The organism is Streptomonospora nanhaiensis, from assembly GCF_026642255.1.
GTDB classification, from domain to species: domain Bacteria; phylum Actinomycetota; class Actinomycetes; order Streptosporangiales; family Streptosporangiaceae; genus Nocardiopsis; species Nocardiopsis tropica.
In genome coordinates this window covers 721,194-739,963 of record NZ_CP113264.1, presented here as the reverse complement: position 1 = coordinate 739,963, position 18,770 = coordinate 721,194, and the positions used below count along the sequence as shown (strand labels likewise).

General features: G+C 73.3%; 16 protein-coding genes. 7 read left to right on the top strand and 9 right to left on the bottom strand.

The window, feature by feature from the left end:
• Positions 1-25 precede the first annotated feature (25 nt).
• The 3 genes from OUQ99_RS03400 to OUQ99_RS03390 all read right to left on the bottom strand — a co-directional run bounded on the left by OUQ99_RS03400 (position 26) and on the right by OUQ99_RS03390 (position 5,358).
• Complete coding sequence (locus tag OUQ99_RS03400) at positions 26-727, bottom strand: metal-dependent transcriptional regulator (RefSeq protein WP_267947963.1); 702 nt, start codon at positions 725-727, stop codon at positions 26-28.
• A gap of 392 nt (positions 728-1,119) precedes the next feature.
• Positions 1,120-1,773, bottom strand: coding sequence for a pyridoxamine 5'-phosphate oxidase (gene pdxH, locus OUQ99_RS03395; RefSeq protein ID WP_267947962.1), 654 nt, complete (start codon positions 1,771-1,773; stop codon positions 1,120-1,122).
• Positions 1,774-1,833: 60 nt separating this feature from the next.
• The gene (locus OUQ99_RS03390) at positions 1,834-5,358 is read right to left on the bottom strand and encodes an ABC transporter substrate-binding protein (RefSeq protein WP_267947961.1); all 3,525 of its coding nucleotides are present in this window, start codon (positions 5,356-5,358) and stop codon (positions 1,834-1,836) included.
• Positions 5,359-5,590: 232 nt separating this feature from the next.
• On the opposite strand from OUQ99_RS03390, the gene serC reads away from it, so the two are divergent.
• Entirely contained in the window at positions 5,591-6,715 is a 1,125-nt protein-coding gene (serC, locus tag OUQ99_RS03385; RefSeq protein ID WP_267947960.1) for a phosphoserine transaminase, read from the top strand.
• 97 nt (positions 6,716-6,812) lie between these two features.
• The gene (locus OUQ99_RS03380; RefSeq protein ID WP_267947959.1) at positions 6,813-7,826 is read left to right on the top strand and encodes a glycerophosphodiester phosphodiesterase family protein; all 1,014 of its coding nucleotides are present in this window, start codon (positions 6,813-6,815) and stop codon (positions 7,824-7,826) included.
• A gap of 77 nt (positions 7,827-7,903) precedes the next feature.
• Here OUQ99_RS03380 and OUQ99_RS03375 read toward each other — a convergent pair whose 3' ends face one another.
• A complete protein-coding gene (locus tag OUQ99_RS03375; protein ID WP_267947958.1) occupies positions 7,904-8,353 on the bottom strand; it encodes a VOC family protein in 450 nt (149 codons plus the stop codon).
• Between the two features lie 74 nt (positions 8,354-8,427).
• Between OUQ99_RS03375 and OUQ99_RS03370 the strand changes: the two genes are divergently transcribed.
• Positions 8,428-9,039, top strand: a complete 612-nt coding sequence (locus OUQ99_RS03370) for a CGNR zinc finger domain-containing protein (RefSeq protein ID WP_267947957.1) — start codon at positions 8,428-8,430, stop codon at positions 9,037-9,039.
• 152 nt (positions 9,040-9,191) lie between these two features.
• Here OUQ99_RS03370 and OUQ99_RS03365 read toward each other — a convergent pair whose 3' ends face one another.
• Positions 9,192-10,259, bottom strand: coding sequence for a hypothetical protein (locus OUQ99_RS03365; RefSeq protein ID WP_267947956.1), 1,068 nt, complete (start codon positions 10,257-10,259; stop codon positions 9,192-9,194).
• A gap of 90 nt (positions 10,260-10,349) precedes the next feature.
• On the opposite strand from OUQ99_RS03365, the gene OUQ99_RS03360 reads away from it, so the two are divergent.
• Complete coding sequence (locus OUQ99_RS03360; protein WP_267947955.1) at positions 10,350-11,075, top strand: 3-keto-5-aminohexanoate cleavage protein; 726 nt, start codon at positions 10,350-10,352, stop codon at positions 11,073-11,075.
• Positions 11,076-11,427: 352 nt separating this feature from the next.
• Here OUQ99_RS03360 and thpR read toward each other — a convergent pair whose 3' ends face one another.
• Positions 11,428-12,018 (bottom strand): RNA 2',3'-cyclic phosphodiesterase, encoded by a 591-nt coding sequence (gene thpR / locus OUQ99_RS03355; protein WP_267947954.1) that lies wholly within the window; start codon positions 12,016-12,018, stop codon positions 11,428-11,430.
• Positions 12,019-12,108: 90 nt separating this feature from the next.
• On the opposite strand from thpR, the gene OUQ99_RS03350 reads away from it, so the two are divergent.
• Positions 12,109-12,831: a sulfite exporter TauE/SafE family protein gene (locus OUQ99_RS03350; protein ID WP_267947953.1), complete on the top strand. Its 723-nt coding sequence runs from the start codon at positions 12,109-12,111 to the stop codon at positions 12,829-12,831.
• 70 nt (positions 12,832-12,901) lie between these two features.
• Here the strand turns inward: OUQ99_RS03350 and OUQ99_RS03345 are convergent, their stop codons facing one another.
• Entirely contained in the window at positions 12,902-14,290 is a 1,389-nt protein-coding gene (locus OUQ99_RS03345; RefSeq protein WP_267947952.1) for an MFS transporter, read from the bottom strand.
• Positions 14,291-14,447: 157 nt separating this feature from the next.
• Positions 14,448-15,917 (bottom strand): NCS2 family permease, encoded by a 1,470-nt coding sequence (locus tag OUQ99_RS03340; RefSeq protein ID WP_267947951.1) that lies wholly within the window; start codon positions 15,915-15,917, stop codon positions 14,448-14,450.
• Between the two features lie 219 nt (positions 15,918-16,136).
• Between OUQ99_RS03340 and OUQ99_RS03335 the strand changes: the two genes are divergently transcribed.
• Positions 16,137-16,403 (top strand): DUF2530 domain-containing protein, encoded by a 267-nt coding sequence (locus OUQ99_RS03335; protein ID WP_267947950.1) that lies wholly within the window; start codon positions 16,137-16,139, stop codon positions 16,401-16,403.
• Positions 16,404-16,457: 54 nt separating this feature from the next.
• On the top strand, positions 16,458-17,954 hold the full coding sequence (locus OUQ99_RS03330; RefSeq protein WP_267947949.1) for a DUF7059 domain-containing protein: 1,497 nt from the start codon (positions 16,458-16,460) through the stop codon (positions 17,952-17,954).
• Between the two features lie 102 nt (positions 17,955-18,056).
• Here OUQ99_RS03330 and OUQ99_RS03325 read toward each other — a convergent pair whose 3' ends face one another.
• Entirely contained in the window at positions 18,057-18,695 is a 639-nt protein-coding gene (locus tag OUQ99_RS03325; protein WP_267947948.1) for an SRPBCC family protein, read from the bottom strand.
• Between the last annotated feature and the right edge of the window lie 75 nt (positions 18,696-18,770).

Sequence of the window (18,770 nt, the reverse complement as noted above, 5' to 3'; positions counted from 1 at the left end):
CAACCAATCAACGTGTTCGCGTGGTTCACGGCTTGGCGACGAAGATGTGTCCGGCGACGACCTCGGAGAGGTCGGTCCCCTCGGACTCGCCGCCGATCACGTGGACGCCCCCGTCGGAGGCCCTGAGCACCACTTCCTGCCCGGGTTGTACCCCGGATTCGCGCAAGGTGAGCATGATGTCGGCGTCCGACTGGATCTGCTCGCTGATGCGCCGTACCATCACGGTCGTCTCGCTGTTGCCCGCGACGTCGATCATCGGAACGATCGAGTCGTCGGTGAAGGGCTCGGGCGAGTAGTTCTCCAGGCCGAGCTCGTCCAGGCCCGGGATCGGGTTGCCGTGGGGGCACACCGAGGGGGCGTTGAGCAGCGTCACGAGGCGCTCCTCCACCGCCTCGGAGATCACGTGCTCCCAGCGGCAGGCCTCGATGTGCACGTCCTCCCAGGGCAGCCCGATGACGTCGACGAGCAGGCGCTCGGCGAGCCGGTGCTTGCGCATGACGTGCGTGGCCAGTCGACGGCCCTCGGCCGTCATGACGAGGTGCCTGTCGTTCTCGACCCGCAGCAGGCCGTCGCGCTCCATGCGGGCCACCGTCTGGCTGACCGTGGGTCCGCTCTGGTGCAGGCGTTCGGCGATACGCGCCCGAAGCGGGACGATGCCCTCCTCCTCGAGCTCGAAAACCGTCCGGAGGTACATCTCCGTGGTGTCGATCAGCCCGTGTGCGGTCAAGTCTCCCCTCCCAAGGCTCTGCGCCCGACGCGCGGTCGCGAGCGGGCACGGCAGGTCTCTCACAACACAGGCCGGGACCACGTGATTCCCAGGGGCCGAGTGGGGACCGGGGCGTCCGCAGGACCGCGGGAGCGACCACCGATACGGCAAGCATATCGCGCATCGGCGAGCCCGAATTTCTCCACCGTCCCACAATGTGGACAGCGGAGGGGCGTCGTCCGCCCCTCGGCGCAGGAGTCGCTGGTCCCGGCCCCTCCGGGCCGTTCGCCCCTGGAGGAATGCCCGACGGACCCTTGTGAAGGGCCCTCCGGCGCCACACGGGCCCGGTGCGCGCACCGGACGCGACGGGGATCACTCCGGGGGCGCCCGCACCGGCCCCTCCGCGGCGGGGTTCAGGGGGACAGGCGGTCGATCTCCCACGCGTCCCCGTCGCCGCGCAGGTAGCGGAAGCGGTCGTGCATGCGGTCCGGGCCGCCCTGCCAGAACTCGACCTCCTCCGGGACGAGGCGGTAGCCGCCCCAGTAGGAGGGCCTGGGGACCTCCTCGTCCTCGGCCCACACCGTCTCGAAGCCCCGGTACAGGCGGTCGAGCTCGGCGCGGTCCTCCACGGTCCGGGACTGGCGCTCGCTGGCCCAGGCCCCGAGCTGCGAGCCGCGCGGCCGTGTGGCGAAGTAGCGGTCGTTCTCCGCGTCGGAGAGCCGTTCGACCCGACCGGCCACCAGGACCTGCCTGCGGATGGCGTGCCAGGGGAAGAGGAGGCCGGCGCGGGGGTCCGCGTCCAGCGCCTCCCCCTTCCTGGAGGTGTAGTTGGTGAAGAAGCGCAGCCCGGTCCTGTCGTAGCCCTTCAGCAGCACCGTCCTGGCCCTGGGCATCCCCGAGGGCTCGACGGAGGCCAGGACCATGGCGTTCGGCTCGGCCAGCCCCGACTCGTAGGCCTCCTCGAACCACAGGTGGAACTGCGTCATCGGATGGGCGGCGAGGGAGGAGCGCACCAGGGGTTCACCCGTGTACGGTTTCCGCAGTTCGGCGGGGTTTCGGTGGTCCACAACGGGCATCTTCTCGCGTCGGGCGGTCCCGCGCCACCCCGCCCCGCCCCCCGCTCCCCCTCATACGCAGCCGGGGTCGGCCGGGGGCAGGTCCGCGCTGCTCATGCCGCACCTGTGGATGACGTGCTGGCGGTCCCCGCCCGAGTCGGGTCCCACCAGGACCAGCTGCACCAGGCGCTCCGGGAACCAGTGGCCGTCGACCGAGCTGTCGAACTCGAGGTAGCCCGACATGCCGGTCAGGCCGCGCGTGTCCCGGATCCCGCCCAGGAGCTGGTCGCGCTTGGCCTCGTAGTCCTCCTGGGCCCGGAGGAACGGCCGCCGTTCCAGTCCGACGAACCCCAGCGGCCCCCGCGCGGCGAGCTCCTCGGGGGTCAGGCCGGTGTGCGGCATCGCCCGCGAGACGACGAGGAGGGCGTCGCTGGCCACCGCGGCGTGCGCGATCGACGGGAGCTCGGTCCGCGGGACCGGTTCCCCCTCCTCGTCCCCGTCCTCCCGGTACAGCTCCTCCACGAGGTCGTCCACCGCCGTGTAGAACCCCTGGGAGTCCTCCTCCGCCAGCGCCTCCGACTCGCCCCAGGACCCGCTGGCCGCGAGCGGCGTGTAGAACACGGGGTGCTGGAGGGACTGGCTGATGCGGTCCTCCTCGTCGGCGACGAACTTGGCGATGTCGTCCCCGCCGAGGATGGTCATGTCCCCTCCCACGCACGCCGCGCCGCCCGCGGTCCTGAAGTAGTCGTGGAAGGCCGTGAAGTCCGCGGAGCGCCCGGCGAAGTAGAGCAGGTCGGGCGGGTCCTCCGTGCACAGCCGGTCGAGGTGGTCCCGGAAGGTGGTGTCCTCCTCCAGGTCGCCGCTCCCGTACAGGAGGGTCCCGTCGGCGTACTCCTCCGGCCCGAGCCCCCGCGCGCCCTCCCAGACGGATCCGCCCTCCTCCTGGAAGGCCGCCATGAACAGCTCGGCCAGGTGCGGGCCGTACTGCTCGTGCGCTCCCCCGTCCTCCGCGGCCCCCGCGCTCGCGATGGCCACGGCCGTGCGGGCGGGCTCCAGCCCGTACTCCACCCCCCGGTCGCCGGTCCACGGCACGCCGTTGTAGGCCCAGTGCGCCGCCTGCTCGGCGATGCGGCTGTTGGCGGGGGCGACGGGGAAGAAGAACTCGTTGTGCTGCCGCTCGCCGGACCGGGCGACGTCGTCGTAGGTGGCGGTGGTGCCGACCATCGGTATCCCGGCGTCGCCGACGATCCGGATGGCCTCGCTGTTGGGCGCGACGCTGTGCCCGAAGCCGACGGCGCCGATCGGGCGGTCCATGCCGAGGTACGTGTTCCCGGACCGCGCGGCGATCTCCCGCGCGGTCTCCTCGGCGTGGGCCCACGCCTCCCCCGCGTTGCCGATCAGGATCTTGATCTTGGGCGTGCCGTCCCTGCCGACCAGCTCGTTGTGCTGGTCCTGCTGGAAGGCCAGGCCCAGCAGCTCACCCTGGACCCCGGAGAGCGAGGGGTCGCCGGGGTCGGCGATCTCCAGCTCGGCGATGTAGGCGATGGTGACGTAGGGGTCCCCGCTGTCGTCGACCGCCCGGTTCTGGTCCCGGATGCGCTCGGTCACCTCCTCCAGCCGCTCGTGGAACACGAAGTCCCCGAAGGAGACGCCGACGCACTGGCCGTTCCTCGTGTCGATCCCGGCGGGGACCACCAGGCCCCGCTGCACGCAGGGGTGCAGGGCGGGGACGACCACCGTCCCGAGGAGGACCGCCAGGACGACGCAGGCGGCGGCGCCCGCCGTCCAGAGCCCCGCGAGGGCGGGGGCGGTGAACACCCGGACGGGTTCGGGCCGCAAGGAGCCCCGGGGGCGGTCCCCGCGCAGCGGAACGACGTCCAGGGCGACGAGCCGGTGGGCGCCGAGCCGCCCGGCGGCGTGGCGCGCCCTGGTCCAGCGGCCGACCTCCGGGGCCCGCTGCGCGGCGCCCTCCCCCTCGGGGAGGGAGGGGTACCGGGCGGTGTCCACCCCTCCCCGCACGAGCGGAGGGGTGGAGCCGCACCGGACCTGCACGATCAGGAGGGGGTCGGGGAAGCCGCGGCGCAGCCGCTCGTCCTCGACGAGGAGGACGAGGTAGCGGGCCACCGGGTCGAGGCGCTCCTGTTCCAGGAGGAGCACGGGGCGCTGCCTGCGCTTGCGCCTGCGGCGCCCGGCCGCGCCGTAGGCGCGGTGGAGGTCGTCGAGGAAGGCGTTGACGGCGAGCCGGTGGACGCCGGGAGGCCTGGTGTCGGCGCTGATCCGCCCGCCCCCCGCGTCGCGGTCGTTGAGCTGGTTGAGGACGTGGATCCCGCGTTCGCGGTGGTTGGGGAGGGCCTTGTCGCCGCCCGCCTCGTGGGTGACGTAGCGGTGCCGGTTGAGCCAGCGGTAGGGCCACCAGGGCAGGAGCACGAAGAACGCGACGACCGCGTAGGCGGCCGTCAGCGCGACGCCGGCGAGGAGGCCGATCAGCTCGTTGACCTGCTGGGCGACCAGGCCCAGGACGGCGAAGGGCGTGGCGGTGACGACGAGGGAGACGACGAAGGCCAGCGGGGTGAGCAGTCTCTCGTCGAGCTTGCCGAAGGTGACCCGGTCGGAGACGCGGGTCGCCCAGCGGGAGGTGCGGGAGGCGGCGGAGGCGAGCCAGCGCCGGCGCACGACGAAGGAGAGCCGGGACCGCTCCCACCGTGACGGTGCTCCGGCCGGGGCGCCGTCGTCCCCGGTGTCCGGGTTCCGCCCTCCGGCCGCGTCGAGGAGGCGCTCGCGCCGTTCCCTGGCGCTGTCCAGCCGGACCCGGCGCAGCTCGTTGATGACCTCCACCTGGGTCTTGCTGTCGCTGGTGAGCGCGACGCCGTCCTGGGGGACCTCGGAGCCGGACACGTTGGCCTGCACTGTGGCCGGCTCGCACCTGCGCAGCCACAGCAGGGAGCTCAGGCGGGCGAAGCGGGGAGGGGAGGGGGGCTTGTGGTACCACTTCTGCCCGGGCTGGTCGCCGAGGCGGGCGAGGCGGCCGTCGACCAGGCGTTCCATCAGGTCGTAGAGCTGGTCGGTGGTGACGGGGGCGTCCTCGCCCGGGGGGCCGGCGCCCGGAGGGGCGGCCAGCGGTGCGCCGGTGCTCTCGACGCCCGGGTGCGGCGCGGTCCGGCGCCGCCCGAACCGCCTCCCGGCCCCGTTCCCGGAGGGAGGGCCGCCGTCGCCGGGCCGAGGAGCGGCGGCCGCCCCTCCGGCCTCCGCGCTCCCCCCGGCCCCGCCGGACGGAAGCGGCTCCGCGGGCTCCTCCGCCTCGGGCAGGCGCCACACGAGGTTCGCCCCGCCCCGCTCGACCAGCATGCGCAGGACCTCCGAGCGGTCCGCCGTACCGCGCACGGCCAGGTCCAGGACGGGGGGCGGCTCGGCGACGTCGCCGCGCTGGAGGCCGTCGTGCTTGTCCGCGGGGAGCCGGCGGGCCACGCGGCGCTCCATGCGGGCCAGGAGGGTGTACCTGCGGCGTGGGGGGCGGGCCCGCAGCGCGTCGAAGACGGCCAGGAAACGGGGCGGCGCCCCGGGGGCGGCGGTCCGGTCGCCGGACTCGTCGTCAACCACTCGCGAAAACCCCTTCACGGCTCGTGTCGGTCCCGTCACTCCCCCCGAAGCTGTTTCTCATTAGACAACAAGGGCTTCGGAAGATTCATCCGTTTTGGCGGAATTGACACTGACCCATACCGGCCAGAACTTCTGAGAATGTGACAATTCGATCCTCCGGTCACGCGCATGCACGCCGTGAACGGAGGCCCTGACCGGCTGCGTCACCACTCCCACCACTACCCTGGGGACCGTGACCGACGAGATTCAGATCCCCGCGAACCTGCTGCCCGCCGACGGCCGTTTCGGCAGCGGCCCGTCCAAAGTGCGCCCCGCGCAGCTGGAGGCCCTGGCCTCCTCCGGCTCCCGCTACATGGGGACCTCCCACCGGCAGAAGCCGGTCAAGTCCCTGGTCTCCCGGGTGCGCGCCGGCGTGAGCGACCTCTTCTCCCTGCCCGACGGGTACGAGGTCGTCCTCGGCAACGGCGGGACCACCGCCTTCTGGGACATCGCCGCGCACGGCCTGCTGCGCTCCAGGTCCCAGCACCTGTCCTTCGGCGAGTTCTCCGGCAAGTTCGCGAAGGTCGCCAAGGGCGCCCCGTGGCTGGAGGAGCCCACCGTCATCAGCACCGACCCCGGCAGCCACGGCGAGCCCGTCGCCGAGGCCGGTGTGGACGTGTACGCCCTCACCCACAACGAGACGTCCACCGGCGTGGCCGCCCCCATCAAGCGGGTCGCGGGCGCCGACGACGACGCGCTCGTCCTGGTGGACGCCACCAGCGGGGCGGGCGGCCTGCCCGTCGACATCACCGAGACGGACGTCTACTACTTCGCCCCGCAGAAGAGCTTCGCCGCCGACGGCGGGCTGTGGCTGGCGGTCATGTCGCCCCGCGCCCTGGCCCGGGTGGACGAGATCGCCGCGAGCGGCCGGTACATCCCCGAGTTCTTCTCGCTGACCACCGCGGTGGACAACTCCTGCAAGGACCAGACGTACAACACCCCGGCCGTGGCCACGCTGCTGCTGCTCGCCGAGCAGCTGGAGTGGATGAACACGCGGGGCGGGCTGGAGTGGACGGTGGCGCGCACCGCCGAGTCCTCCTCCATCCTCTACGACTGGGCCGAGAAGTCCCCGGTCGCGACCCCGTTCGTGACCGACCCGGCCAAGCGCTCCCAGGTGGTCGGCACCATCGACTTCAGCGACGACGTCGACGCCGCCGCCGTCGCGAGGGTCCTGCGCGCCAACGGCGTCGTCGACACCGAGCCGTACCGCAAGCTCGGCCGCAACCAGCTGCGCGTGGCCATGTTCCCGGCCGTCGAGCCGAGCGACGTCCAGGCGCTCACCGCGTGCGTGGACCACGTGCTCACCGAGCTGTCCTGACCCGTTCGCCCCACGTTGCACAATGGTGGCCGACCCGTGTTCCCACGGGTCGGCCACCCTCTTTCCCGGCATCTCGGCTTCTCAGGACGGTTCGGCTGTGCGCAGGAACAAGAACAAGCAGGAAATCCCCATCAAGATCATCTCCCACCGGGGTGCGTCGGGGCACCGTCCCGAGCACACGCTGGCCTCCTACGAGCTGGGCGCCCGGTACGGCGGCGACTTCATCGAGATCGACCTGGTCGCGACCCGGGACGGGAAGCTGATCTGCCGCCACGAGCAGGAGATCGGCGGCACCACGGACGTGGGCGAGCGCCCGGAGTTCGCCGACCGGCGCACCACCCGGACCGTGGACGGGCGCGAGACCACCGGGTTCTTCGCCCAGGACTTCACCCTGGAGGAGATCCGGACCCTGCGCGCCGTGGAGCGCATGCGGGACGTGCGCGCCATGAACGCCCTGATGGACGGGGACTACGGGATCCCGACCCTGGACGAGGTGATCGGGCTGGCCTTCTCGCTCACCGAGGAGCTGGGGCGGCCGATCGGGATCTACCCCGAGACCAAGCACCCCGCGTACCACGCCGCCCAGGGCCTGGAGCTGGAGCCGGCCCTGATCGGGGCCCTGCGCGAGGCGGGGCTGACCGGCCCCGAGCCGGCCCTGCCGGTGTTCCTCCAGTCCTTCGAGGCCGAGAGCCTGCGCAAGCTCGCCGGGACGGAGCTCCCGCTGGTGTTCCTGCTCGGCACCGAGGACCGCTGGCTGCACTACACGACCCCGGAGGGCCTGGCCGAGGTCGCGGCCTTCGCCCGGGCCATCGGCCCCGCGAAGGGCCTGGTCATCCCCACCGACGAGGACGGCAACCTCGGGGAGCCCACCGACCTCGTCGAGAACGCGCACGCGGCCGGCCTGCTCGTGCACCCGTACACGTTCCGCAGCGAGAACCACTTCCTGCCCCCCGACCTGCGCTCGGACCGCGGGCCGAGCGACTACGGAGGCTTCGCCGCCGAGTACGAGGCGTTCTTCGAGCTCGGCGTGGACGGCGTGTTCACCGACTTCTCCCGGCACGCGTTCCTGGCGCGCGAGCACTTCCTCGACCCCCAGCCCGTCGAGGACTGACGGCCGCGACCGCCAGGCCGCTCCGGCGCCGGCCCCGTGTCGCGGGAGGCGCGCCGCCGCCCGGCCCCGGGCGGGCGTCACTGCACGTCGAACTCGTTCCCCTCGGGGTCCCGCATGGTGACGTGCGAGGCCCCGGGCTCGTCCACGGCCCGCACGAAGGTCGCCCCCAGGCCCTCCAGCCGCCTGACGGTGTCGGCCCGGCGCGCGGCCCCCACCTTCAGGTCGACGTGCAGGCGGTTCTTCACGGTCTTGGACTCCGGCACGACCTGGAAGAGCACGCGCCGCCCCAGCCCGATGCCGGTGCTGCCGTCCACCGGGTCGTCGGGGTGGCGGATGGCGACGACCGTGGCGAAGACCTTGCGCCCGTCCACCTCCCGGAGGTCCCCCTCCTTCACGAGCCCCTCCGCCAGCAGGCGGTCGATGAGCACGGTGTTGTCCTCGGGCTCGTACTCCATCGCCTGCGCCCAGAACAGCGAGAGGGCGACGGGGTCCGCGCAGTCCACCACGAGCTGCCATTCGACTGCCATCGGGGTTCTCCTCGGCTCTGTGGCGGGACCTTCCGGACATGGCCCCGACCGTTGATTCCAGTTATAGTGGTTACATGACCCGGGACACAACAGGCCTGCCGATGCGCCCCCTGCACGGCTCCCCCTTCGTCTTCGACCCCGGCGCCCTGTGCCTGGAACTGCTCGTCACCGGCGCCCCCGGCGCGTACGCGCACTACGAGATCCTCCACGGGCCCCGGGACCTCGCCGACTGGCTCGCCCTGTCCCGGCTCCGCCTGGACCCGGAGCTGGTCGGGGTCACCGAGGCGGAACTCCGTGCCGCACGGCGCCTGCGCGACTCGCTCTGGCGCCTGGCCGACGCGCGCACGGGCGGCCGCCCCCTCCCGCCGGAGGACGTCGCCGAGGTCAACCTGGCCGCGTCCCACCCTCCCCTGGTCCCGGCCATGGACGCCGGCGCGGGCCGGTCCTGGGTCCAGCCGGCCGGTGCGACCGCCGTCCTGTCCACCATCGCCCGCGACGCGGTCGACCTGTTCACCGGCGACCACGCCGACCGGATCCGCGAGTGCGGCTCCCACGACTGCCGGCTGGTCTTCGTGGACACCTCGCGCCCGGGCCGGCGGCGCTGGTGCTCGATGGAGCGCTGCGGCAACCGCCAGAAGGTCCGGGCGCTGCGCGCCCGCAGGGAGGGGGCGGAGGACCCGCGGTGACCGCGCGGCCACCGCGGTCCCGCGTCCGCGACGGGAACCGGCGGTGGGGAGCGCCACGGGCGGGATCCTCGGGACCGGTGTCCGCGCGGTGCGACGTCCCCGCCGCGTGTCCCGGGACCGGGCGTCGGCCCGCTGCGTCCCGGGGCCCGGTGTCAGCCCCGCCGGGCGAGCAGGACGATCCCGGCGATGAGCACGGCCGCGACGCCGGCCCCTCCCAGGATGAACGGCAGCGCGCTCCCGTCCCCGCCGCCGCCCTCCGCCGCGGTACCGCCGTCCTCCCCGTCGGAGGGCGCGGCCTCCGCCTCGACCTCCACCGGTTCGTCGGTCAGGTACCGGTCCTCCAGGGGGATCCGCCACACGGGGGCGTGCGGCCCCTCGGTGCCCGCCATGAGCGCGGTCCCGTCGGGGGTGAACGCCACCGACTCGCCCTGGTCGGACTCGGGAAGGTCGAAGGAGCCGATCGGCCGCCCGGGCACCCCGTCGGTGGAGTCGTAGACCGTGGCGCCCCAGTAGGTGCGGATCACGTAACGGGTGCCGTCCGGGCCGAACGCGGCGTCGGTGGCGAACAGCGGCGCGGAGTCGATCCGCTCCAGGACGTTCGCGCCCTCGGGGTCCAGGACCTCGGGGGCCGCGTAGAGGCCGCCGGAGAACTCCTTGGACACCACGTACACGCGCCCGTCGCGGGGGTCGATCATCATCGACTCCGCGTCCCGGCCGCCGTCCGCGTACGTGAAGGTGAGCGTCACCGGCTCGACCGCCCCGTCGGCGAGGACCGCCGGCTCCGGGAACCGGTACACCCTGTACTCGGCCCAGCTGCCGCCGAAGTTGTCGCCGATGTCGGCCACGAAGACCGCCGGCTCGCCGTCGGGCCCCTCCGCGACGGCGACCGCCTCCCAGTCGCGCCGCTCCAGGCCCAGGGAGAACGTGGCGAGCGTCTGCCCGTCCCCGTCGACCGCGTACACCTCGCTCGGGTGCTCGCCGCTGTCGTTGTGCGTCCACCACACGCCCTCGTGCAGCGCGGAGGGCGCGATGCCGCTGGACTCGGAGATCCTCGCGTCCTGGAACTCGAACGCCACCTCCGAGCCCTCCGGTCCCTCCCCGCCCCTCGGGTAGTCGACCCCGCCGCTCGGCGCGCCCGGGTCCTCGGGGGACGCCGAAGCCGGGGCGGCGGGAAGGGCCGCGAGCAGTGCGGTCGCGACCAGCGCGAGCGGTCTTCTCATGGACGACATCCTGCCAGGGGACGGCGGGGGTGGCTTGCGCCCGGGTGCGAACGGGCACATTCGGCTTACGGAGCGCCGTGAGGAGAGCCCATGAGGATCGTCGCCTGCCTGAACGGGGACCGCCGCCCCGGAGCGCACCCCGCCCTGCCCGTGTCCGTCGACCAGCTGGTCGCGGACGCCCACGCCGTGGTGGCCGCCGGCGCGGACGCCGTCCACGTCCACCCGCGCGACCCCGGGGGCGCCGAGTCGCTGGAACCGCAGGTCGTCGCGTCGCTGATGGAGGCGCTGCGGTCCGAGGGGCCGGACGTCCCGGTGTCCCTGACCACGTCGCTGTCGGCGGAGTCGGACCCGTGGCGCCGCTACGACCTGGTCCAGAGATGGGCGTCCCCGCTGTTACCCGACTCGGTCACGCTGAACCTGCACGAAGCCGGCTCGGTGGACCTGGCCCACCTCCTGGAGGACCGCAGGGTGGACGTGGAGGCGGGCGTGTGGACCGTGGAGGCGGCCCGGATCCTGGTCGCCACGAAGATGCGGGTGTCCGCCGTCCTGGTCGAGCCCACCCAGGTCGCGGTGGAGGACGCCGAGCGCAACGCGAACGCGATCCTCTCCCTCCTGGACCGGGCGCGGGTGGGCGCCCCCCGGATGCTGCACGGGACGGACGCGACCGCGTGGCCGATGCTGGAGGCCGCCGTGGCCTCGGGCCACGACCTCCGGATCGGCCTGGAGGACACCATGCGCCTCCCGGACGGCACGGAGGCGTACGACAACGCGGCGCTGGTGGCGCACGCCGCGAGCCTGGCCGCCGCGGCCGCCTGACCCCGGCCGGACCGGTCCGCCGGACGCCGCTCCGGGCGTGCGCGGGCGGCGCCCGCGCCGATCCCCGGGTCCCGGGCGATCTCGGGGAGGAGTCCGGCGACGACGGGGTCGTCGGCGCCGATCGCGAAGGCGGTGGGCGTGAGGCACACCGGCCGGCCGGAGCCGCCGGGAACGCGTGTCCCGGTCGTGTGTGGAGTCATGGCGGCACGTTAGAACCCTGACGCAGGCGTCAAGGTCAAGCGCCGGCCGGGCGGGGCTCAGCCGAGGAGGGCGCCCAGGACCACGATCAGCATGATGGAGCCGAGGACCACGGGCAGCAGCCACCGCTGCTTGCGGTTGTTGGTGAGCATGCTCATGACGTGCTGCGCTCCGGTGGTCGGGTGGGATCCGGCTCCCAGCCTAACGCCCAGGTCCGGACGGTCCGGTAGCGGTCCGCCGACTCGGGCCGGCTCTCCACCAGGTGCATCTCCTGCGCCTCCCACCTGCGGCTGCGCAGGGTCCCGAGGGAGTGGACGGTGCCGGAGAGGTCCCGCGCGGGGCGGCTGCGGGCGACCGTGATGTGCGGCACGTACGGGCGGTGGTCGACCTCGATCCCGATCCGGTCGGCGGCGGCCCTCAGGCGGCCGACGAGGATGCCGAGCGCCTGGGTGTCGCCGTTGACGCCGGCCCACAGCACGGAGGTCCGGGCGTTGCTGCGCGGGAAGGTCCCCCAGCCGCGCGCCGCGAGCTCCAGGGGCCGCCGGTTGCGGGCCACCCTCCCGAGCGCCCCGGTGAGGCCGGGCAGCAGGTCGTCGTCGACCCGGCCGAGGAAGAGCAGGGTCAGGTGCCATTCACCGGGAGGCGTCCACCGCAGGTCGGGGGTGTGCCTGCGCCCCCGGTCGACGGCCTCGCGCACCGTCTCCACCACGTCCGGGGGAGGCGCCAGGGCAACGAACAGTCTCATCCCCCCATCCTTCCCTCCCGTGTCCGCGTCCGCATCCCGGGGAGTAGGGTCTGCGGGTCCCCGCCGCAGCGCCCCCGGAGCCGCCCGCCCATGCTCGTCATCTCCTGTGTCTTCGTGGTCCTCGCCCTGGGGTCCCTGGTGCGCACCACGACCGGCTTCGGCTTCTCGCTGGTGGCGGTGCCGCCGCTGGCCCTGCTCGCGGACCCGGTGACGGCGGTGGTGGTGGCCGGGCTGATGTCGGCGCCGGTCAGCGTGTGGATCACCGCCCGGGACCGCCACCACGTGGACCGTCGCCTGGCTGCCCTGTTCCTGGGGTTCGGGCTGGCCGGGGTGCCGTTCGGCGTGTGGCTGCTCGCCGTGCTGCCCGAGCGGGCCCTGATGGTGGCGATCGCCGTGATGGTCCTGGTGGGGACGTTCCTGGTGTGGCGGAGGACCCCCATCCCCGGCGGGACCCCGACGCTGGCGGGGGTGAGCGCCCTGTCGGGTGCGTCGTTCGCCTCGACGGGCATCGACGGCCCGCTGATGGTGGCGGCGCTCCAGGGGAGCGGGCTGGAGCCCCGCGTGCAGCGGGCGACCCTGTCGGTGATGTTCTCGGCGACGAGCGCCGCCTCTCTGGCGGGGTTCTGGATCAGCGGCAGGCTGACGCCGGAGGTCGGCTCGCTGCTGCTGGTCGGGGTCCCCGCGATGCTGGTCGGCATGGCGGTGGGCGAGCGGGTCTTCCGCCGGCTGGACGCCGAGCTGTTCCGCCGCGCGGTCCTGTGGCTGCTGCTGATCAGCTCGGTGTCGGTGGTGACGCGGGTGGTCACCTCCTGACCGGTCCGGCGCGGTCGGCGGGACGCGGTCTCCGGCCGTGCCCCGAGGACGGCGGGGCACGGCCGGGGTCTCAGGTGCGGGTGACCGCGTCCTCCGGGGGCCGTCCGAGGCCGCCGGTCCCCCGGGCGGGCCCGGCCGCGGTCGCGCCGTCCGCCTCGTGCCCGTCCGGGGCCCGTCCGGCTCCGGCCTCCTCCGCCGGGGCCGGTGCGGCCGCGGCGGTCCGCCGGCGACCCGGCAGGAGGTCGCGCACCCTGACTCCGTGGACCCTGAACAGCGGTCCCGTCAGGGCGGCGACCACCAGCACGGTGACCGTGCCCCCGATGACGAGGCTGGCCTGCGGGCCGAACGCGTCGGCCAGCAGCCCCACCACGGGGGCGCCGATGGGCGTCACGCCCATGAACACCAGCAGGAACATGCTCATGACGCGACCGCGCATCTGGGGGTCGACGCTGAGCTGGAAGGTGGCGTTGAGCGTCGTCACGTAGGTCAGGAAGGCCATGCCCATGGGCACCAGCACCACGACGAACGACACGTAGCCGGGCATCAGCCCCGCCGCCACCTGGAGCAGGCCGAAGGCCATCGACCCGATCAGCACCAGGCGTATCCGGGGCCGGTCGCGCCGGGCCGCGAGGAGGGCCCCGATGAGGGCGCCCACGGCCAGGAAGGCGGCTGCCACCCCGAACGCGGCGGCGCCGGCCTCGAAGACGTTGTTGACCACCAGCGCGATCTGGTTCTGCCCGTTCGCCCCGAAGAACTGGGTGGCGGCGGCGAGGACCAGCAGCAGCACGAGGTCGCGCCGCCCCCCGATGTAGCGCAGGCCCTCGCGGATCTGGCCCTTGCCCCGGGGCACCGGCTCGGTGGTGGTGAGCTCGGCGGTGCGGATCATCGCCAGGGCGATGATCGTGAACCCGAACGAGGCTCCGTTGATCAGGAACACGGGACCGCTGCCGATCAGGGCTATGAGCAGCCCCGCGATGGCGGGGCCGGTGACCCTGCCGAGCTGGAAGCTGGCGCTGTTGAGGGCGATCGCGTTGGACAGGTGCTCGCGGTCGACCATCTCGGGGACGAAGGCCTGGCGGCCGGGGTTGTCGAGCACGGTGACCAGGCCGAGGGCGAAGGCGAACACGTACACGTGCCAGACCTCGGCCGCGCCGGCGGTCGCGAGGACGCCCAGGGCGACGGCGAGCGCTCCCATGACGCTCTGGGTGCAGATCAGGAGCCTGCGCTTGTCCAGGCGGTCCACCAGCGCGCCGCCCCACAGCCCGAAGAGGAGCAGGGGCAGGAACTGGAGCGCGGTGGTCATGCCGAGCGCGATGCCGCTGCCGCCGCTGAGCTGGAGGACCAGCCAGTCCTGGGCGATGCGCTGCATCCAGGTGCCGGGGTTGGAGAGTAGCTGGCCGAGGGCGTAGAGCCGGTAGTTGCGGACGGCCAGTGAGCGGAACATGGCGATACGCCGCATCAGTTCCTCCCCTCCCGGACGGGTCGCCGGGGAGGGACTGATGCGGCCACCGACCCATGGTGCGGACACATAAGTAAACGGCGTTGACTCATCACTCGGGTCAACGCCGTCCACTGTCGCAGGAATTCCCGCCCCCGCGCGAGGGCGGCGCGCGGGATCAGCCGATGAGCGCGTAGATCGGGGCCTCGGCGAAGTGGAGGAGGAAGACCGCGGAGACCACCCACATGAGGGGGTGGACGTGGCGCGGCCTGCCCTCGACCAGGCGCACGAACGTGTAGACGATGAACGCCATCCCGATGCCGTTGGCGATCGAGTACGTGAACGGCATGATCACGATCGCGAAGAACGACGCCAGGCCGACGGCCGGGTCCGTGAAGTCGATCTTGCCGACCGGCAGCAGCATCATGAAGCCGACGATGACGAGCACCGGCGTGGCGGCCTCGAACGGCACGATGGTGACCAGCGGCGCGAAGAAGGTCGCGACGACCATCATCAGACCGGTGACGATGGGCGCGATGCCGGTGCGCGCGCCCTCCGCGACGCCCGCCGCGGACTCGGCGTACACCGTCGCGATGGACGCGGAGGCCGCGCCGCCGAAGATCGTGCCGAAGGCGTCCATGGCCAGGACCTCGCGGGTCCGGGGCAGGTTGCCGTCCTCGTCGGTCAGCTCCGCCTGGTGGGCGACGCCCACCATGGTGCCCATGGTGTCGAAGAAGTCGGCCAGCATCAGGGTGAACAGCAGCATCACGACGGTGGCGACGCCCACGTCGGACCAGCGGGCCGCGATGTTGAAGCCGCCCTCGGCGAACAGGCCGATGAGGGAGAAGTCGGGGAGGGCGACGACGTCGCCGACCGAGGTCGGCAGGCTCGGGGTGGAGCCCGGAAGCTGCCAGGCCAGGCCCTCGCCCCGGTCGCCGAACAGCGCCTGGACGACGATCGCGGCGACCGTGGAGACGATGATGCCCAGCAGCATCGCGCCGGGGACCTTGCGGACGTAGAGCGCGATGGTGACCAGGAGGCCGATGACGAAGACCAGCAGGGGCAGGGTGTTCAGGCCGCCGCTGCCGAGGCTGACGATCGTGCCGCCGCCGCCCTGGATGAAGCCGGAGTTGACGAAGCCGATGATCGTCAGGAACAGGCCCACGCCGACGCCGATGGCGATCTTCAGCCCGCCGGGGATCGCGGCGAAGACGGCGGTGCGGAAGCCGGTCATGACCAGGACCGTGAGGATGAGGCCCTCGACGATCAGCAGGAGGAAGACGTCCGACCAGGCCATCAGCGGGGCGACCCCGTACGCGACGACGGCGTTCAGGCCCATGCCCGCGGCGAGCGCGAACGGGTAGCGGCTGACGATGCCCATCAGGATGCTGCTGATCGCGGCGACCAGGGCGGTGACGGCGACGAGCTGGGGGACCTCCAGGACATCGCCGTTGACGTCCGCGGTGCCGTTCAGGATCAGGGGGTTCAGCACGATGATGTAGGCCATGGCGAAGAAGGTCGCCAGACCGCCGCGGATCTCGGTGCCGAACGTGGAACCGCGCTCGGAGATGTGGAAGAAGCGGTCCACGCGGCCCCGGGGTGCGGAGGCCGCTCTGTCGTCGGTGGGGGATGGAGTTGGTGCGTTCACGTCGTCAGCCTGACCTGGTCGTGTTACCGGACAACAAGGATTCTGCGCCAGATTAGTTGCATCTTCATACAACAGCTGACACTCGTTTCACGGGAGTTTCATAGAAATCGCCATATGACCGGATGATCGGAGCAGGGAGTGTGACGAACGCTTCCCTGGTCGGAGCGGTCGGCGCCGACACGCCGACGCCGGCCGCGTGCGAGCGGATAGCCTGGAACCGTGCGCACACCTCGCCGGCCCGATCCCGAAGTCCACGAGAGCGACTACCGCGTGCCCGCCGCCATCGGCACCCTCGCGTGGGCCGTCGCCCTCGTCGTCCTCGTCGCCATGGGCGACTCCCTCCCCCAGGCCGAGCGCTGGTGGATCGGCGTCTGCGCGACCGGCGCCGCCCTCGGGGTGTTCGGCTACCTCTACATCCCGCGCCTGCTCCGCAAGAGGGACGAGTCGGCCGAGCGCGGGGCCGCCCGCTTCTCCGAGCCCTCCTGACCAGGCCGGACCGCCTGTCAGCGGGGCACCGCCGTTCTGCCTGATAATGGGCGGGTGTCTGAGACTGAATTCCCGCGCGGCCTCGCCGACCGACTCCGCGGCATCCTCATCGACGCCGACTACACGGTGTCAGGCGTCCGCGACCGGCTCGGCGACGCCGCCGCCCGAGCCCTGGCCCGTGAAGAGCTGGTGCCCGCCCTGCGCGCCACCGGCGGGGAGGAACGGCTCGGACTGCTGCTGCGCCTGTGGTGGCTCCGATCGCCCATCCCCGCGCGGGCCGCGCGGGCCGTCCTCCCCGTGGACGAACTGGCCGAGGCGGGGCTCGTCACCGTCGAGGAGGGACCCCACGGGACCGTCGTCCGCGCCCTGGTCCACCTCGGACCGTGGGACCTGGAGGACGGCCGGCCCGGCTTCGTGGTCTCCGACCCCAAGGTGCGCCCGGGCACCGGGGCCGTCCCCCGCCACGACCACGTGGTCGGCGCGGGCAACGCGTCCGCCACCCTGTCCCAGCTGATCGTCGACGGCCCGGTCGACCGCGCCCTGGACGTCGGCACCGGCTGCGGGGTGCAGGCGCTGCACCTGGCGTCGCGGGCCCGCGAGGTGGTCGCCACCGACCTCAACCCGCGCGCGGTGCGCCTGGCCGGGATCAGCCTGGCCCTGTCCGGGGTCGCGGGCGCCCGCCTGGCCCAGGGCTCCCTCTACGAACCGGTCGAAGGCGAGCGGTTCGACCTCATCGTGTCCAACCCCCCGTTCGTGATCACCCCCGACTCCTCCCGGTACACCTACCGGGAGTCCGACCTGCCCGGCGACACGGTCTGCGCCGAGCTGGTGCGGCAGGCCCCCGCGCACCTCACCGAGGGCGGCTGGTGCCAGATCCTCGCGAACTGGGTGCACTCCGACGGCGACGACTGGGAGGACCGCGTCGGCGGCTGGGTGACCGGGACCGGCTGCTCGGGCTGGGTGGTCCAGCGCGACGTGCAGGACCCCGCCCAGTACGTCGAGCTGTGGCTGCGCGACTCGTGCGAGCACGGCACGCCCGAGTACACGCGCCGCTACGACGCCTGGCTGGACTACTTCGAGCGCGAGGGCATCAAGGGCATCGGGTTCGGGTGGATCAGCCTGCGCAACGACGTCGCCCAGGACGCGACGGTGCGCGTGGAGGAGCTGCGGCACGACATCGAGCAGCCGGTCGGCCCGTACCTGCCCGACGTCGTGGACGGGGCGATGACGGCGCTGCGGCTCACCGACGCCGCACTGCTGTCGGCGCACGTCGCGCTCGCCCCCGGGGTCGTGGAGGAGCGGGTGGGCAGGCCGGGCGCCCCGGACCCGGAGAAGATCGTGCTGCGCCAGCAGAACGGGCTGCGCAGGGGCGCCCGCGTGGGGACCGTCGAGGCCGCCCTGGCCGGGGTGTGCGACGGCACCATGCCCGTGGGGCCGCTCCTGGACGCCATCGCCCAGCTCATCGGCGAGGACCAGGCGGTCGTGCGGGAGCGGACGCCGGACGCGCTGCGCACCCTCATCTCCGAGGGGTTCTTCCGGGTCGCCCGCTGACCCGCCGTCCGCTCGCGCGGGGGCGCCCGCCGGTCCCGGGCGGCGGGGCCGGAGACGACCACCGCCGTCCGCCCGGGCGCGGGCGGCCCCGGCCCGGCGGCCTCAGGCCGGGCCCTCCTCCGGCGGCGCCGTGTAGAAGTCGATGGTCCGGTCCGCCGCGGCCTCGGCCCGGTCCGGGTCCTCCCCGGACTCGGCGTGCGCCGTCGCCCAGCGGCGTCCGCTCAGCTCCGTGAACCGCCGCGCGTCCTCCGAGCCCGCCCACTCCCCGGCCTCCGGCGGGACGCTCGCCCCGTGGAGCAGGTGCAGGGTCAGGCCGAACAGCCCCAGGTCCCACCCGATCCCCCCGGCCCCGGGGCCGTACCGCTCCCAGAACTCGTCGAGCGGCGCGGTGTGGGACAGCTCGAACCGCGAGCGGGTGGCGGTCTCCGCGGTCAGGCGGACCTCCACCTCGCTGCTCTCGCCGCCGTACTCCCAGGTGACCCGGAAGGAGTGCGGCGGGTCGCAGGACAGGACGCGCCCTCCGGCGTTGCCCTCCAGCTGGTAGGCGCCGCCCTCCCGGAGGTCGCCGGCGACCGGCAGGAACCAGCGCGGGATGCGCTCCGGGCTGGTGCAGGCGTCCCACAGGTCCTCGACCGGGACGTCGTAGGCGCGGCTGACCGTGACGGTGCTCTCGGCGCCCGAGCCGGTCCGCCGGACGCCGACCGACCGGCCGACCGCGTCGATCTCGTGCTCGATGTCCATCGTGCTCCTCCTGGGTGTGGAAGTCATGGCTCCCGTCCGGGGCCCGCGCGGTCGCCGGAGCGGCGTTCGCGCCTC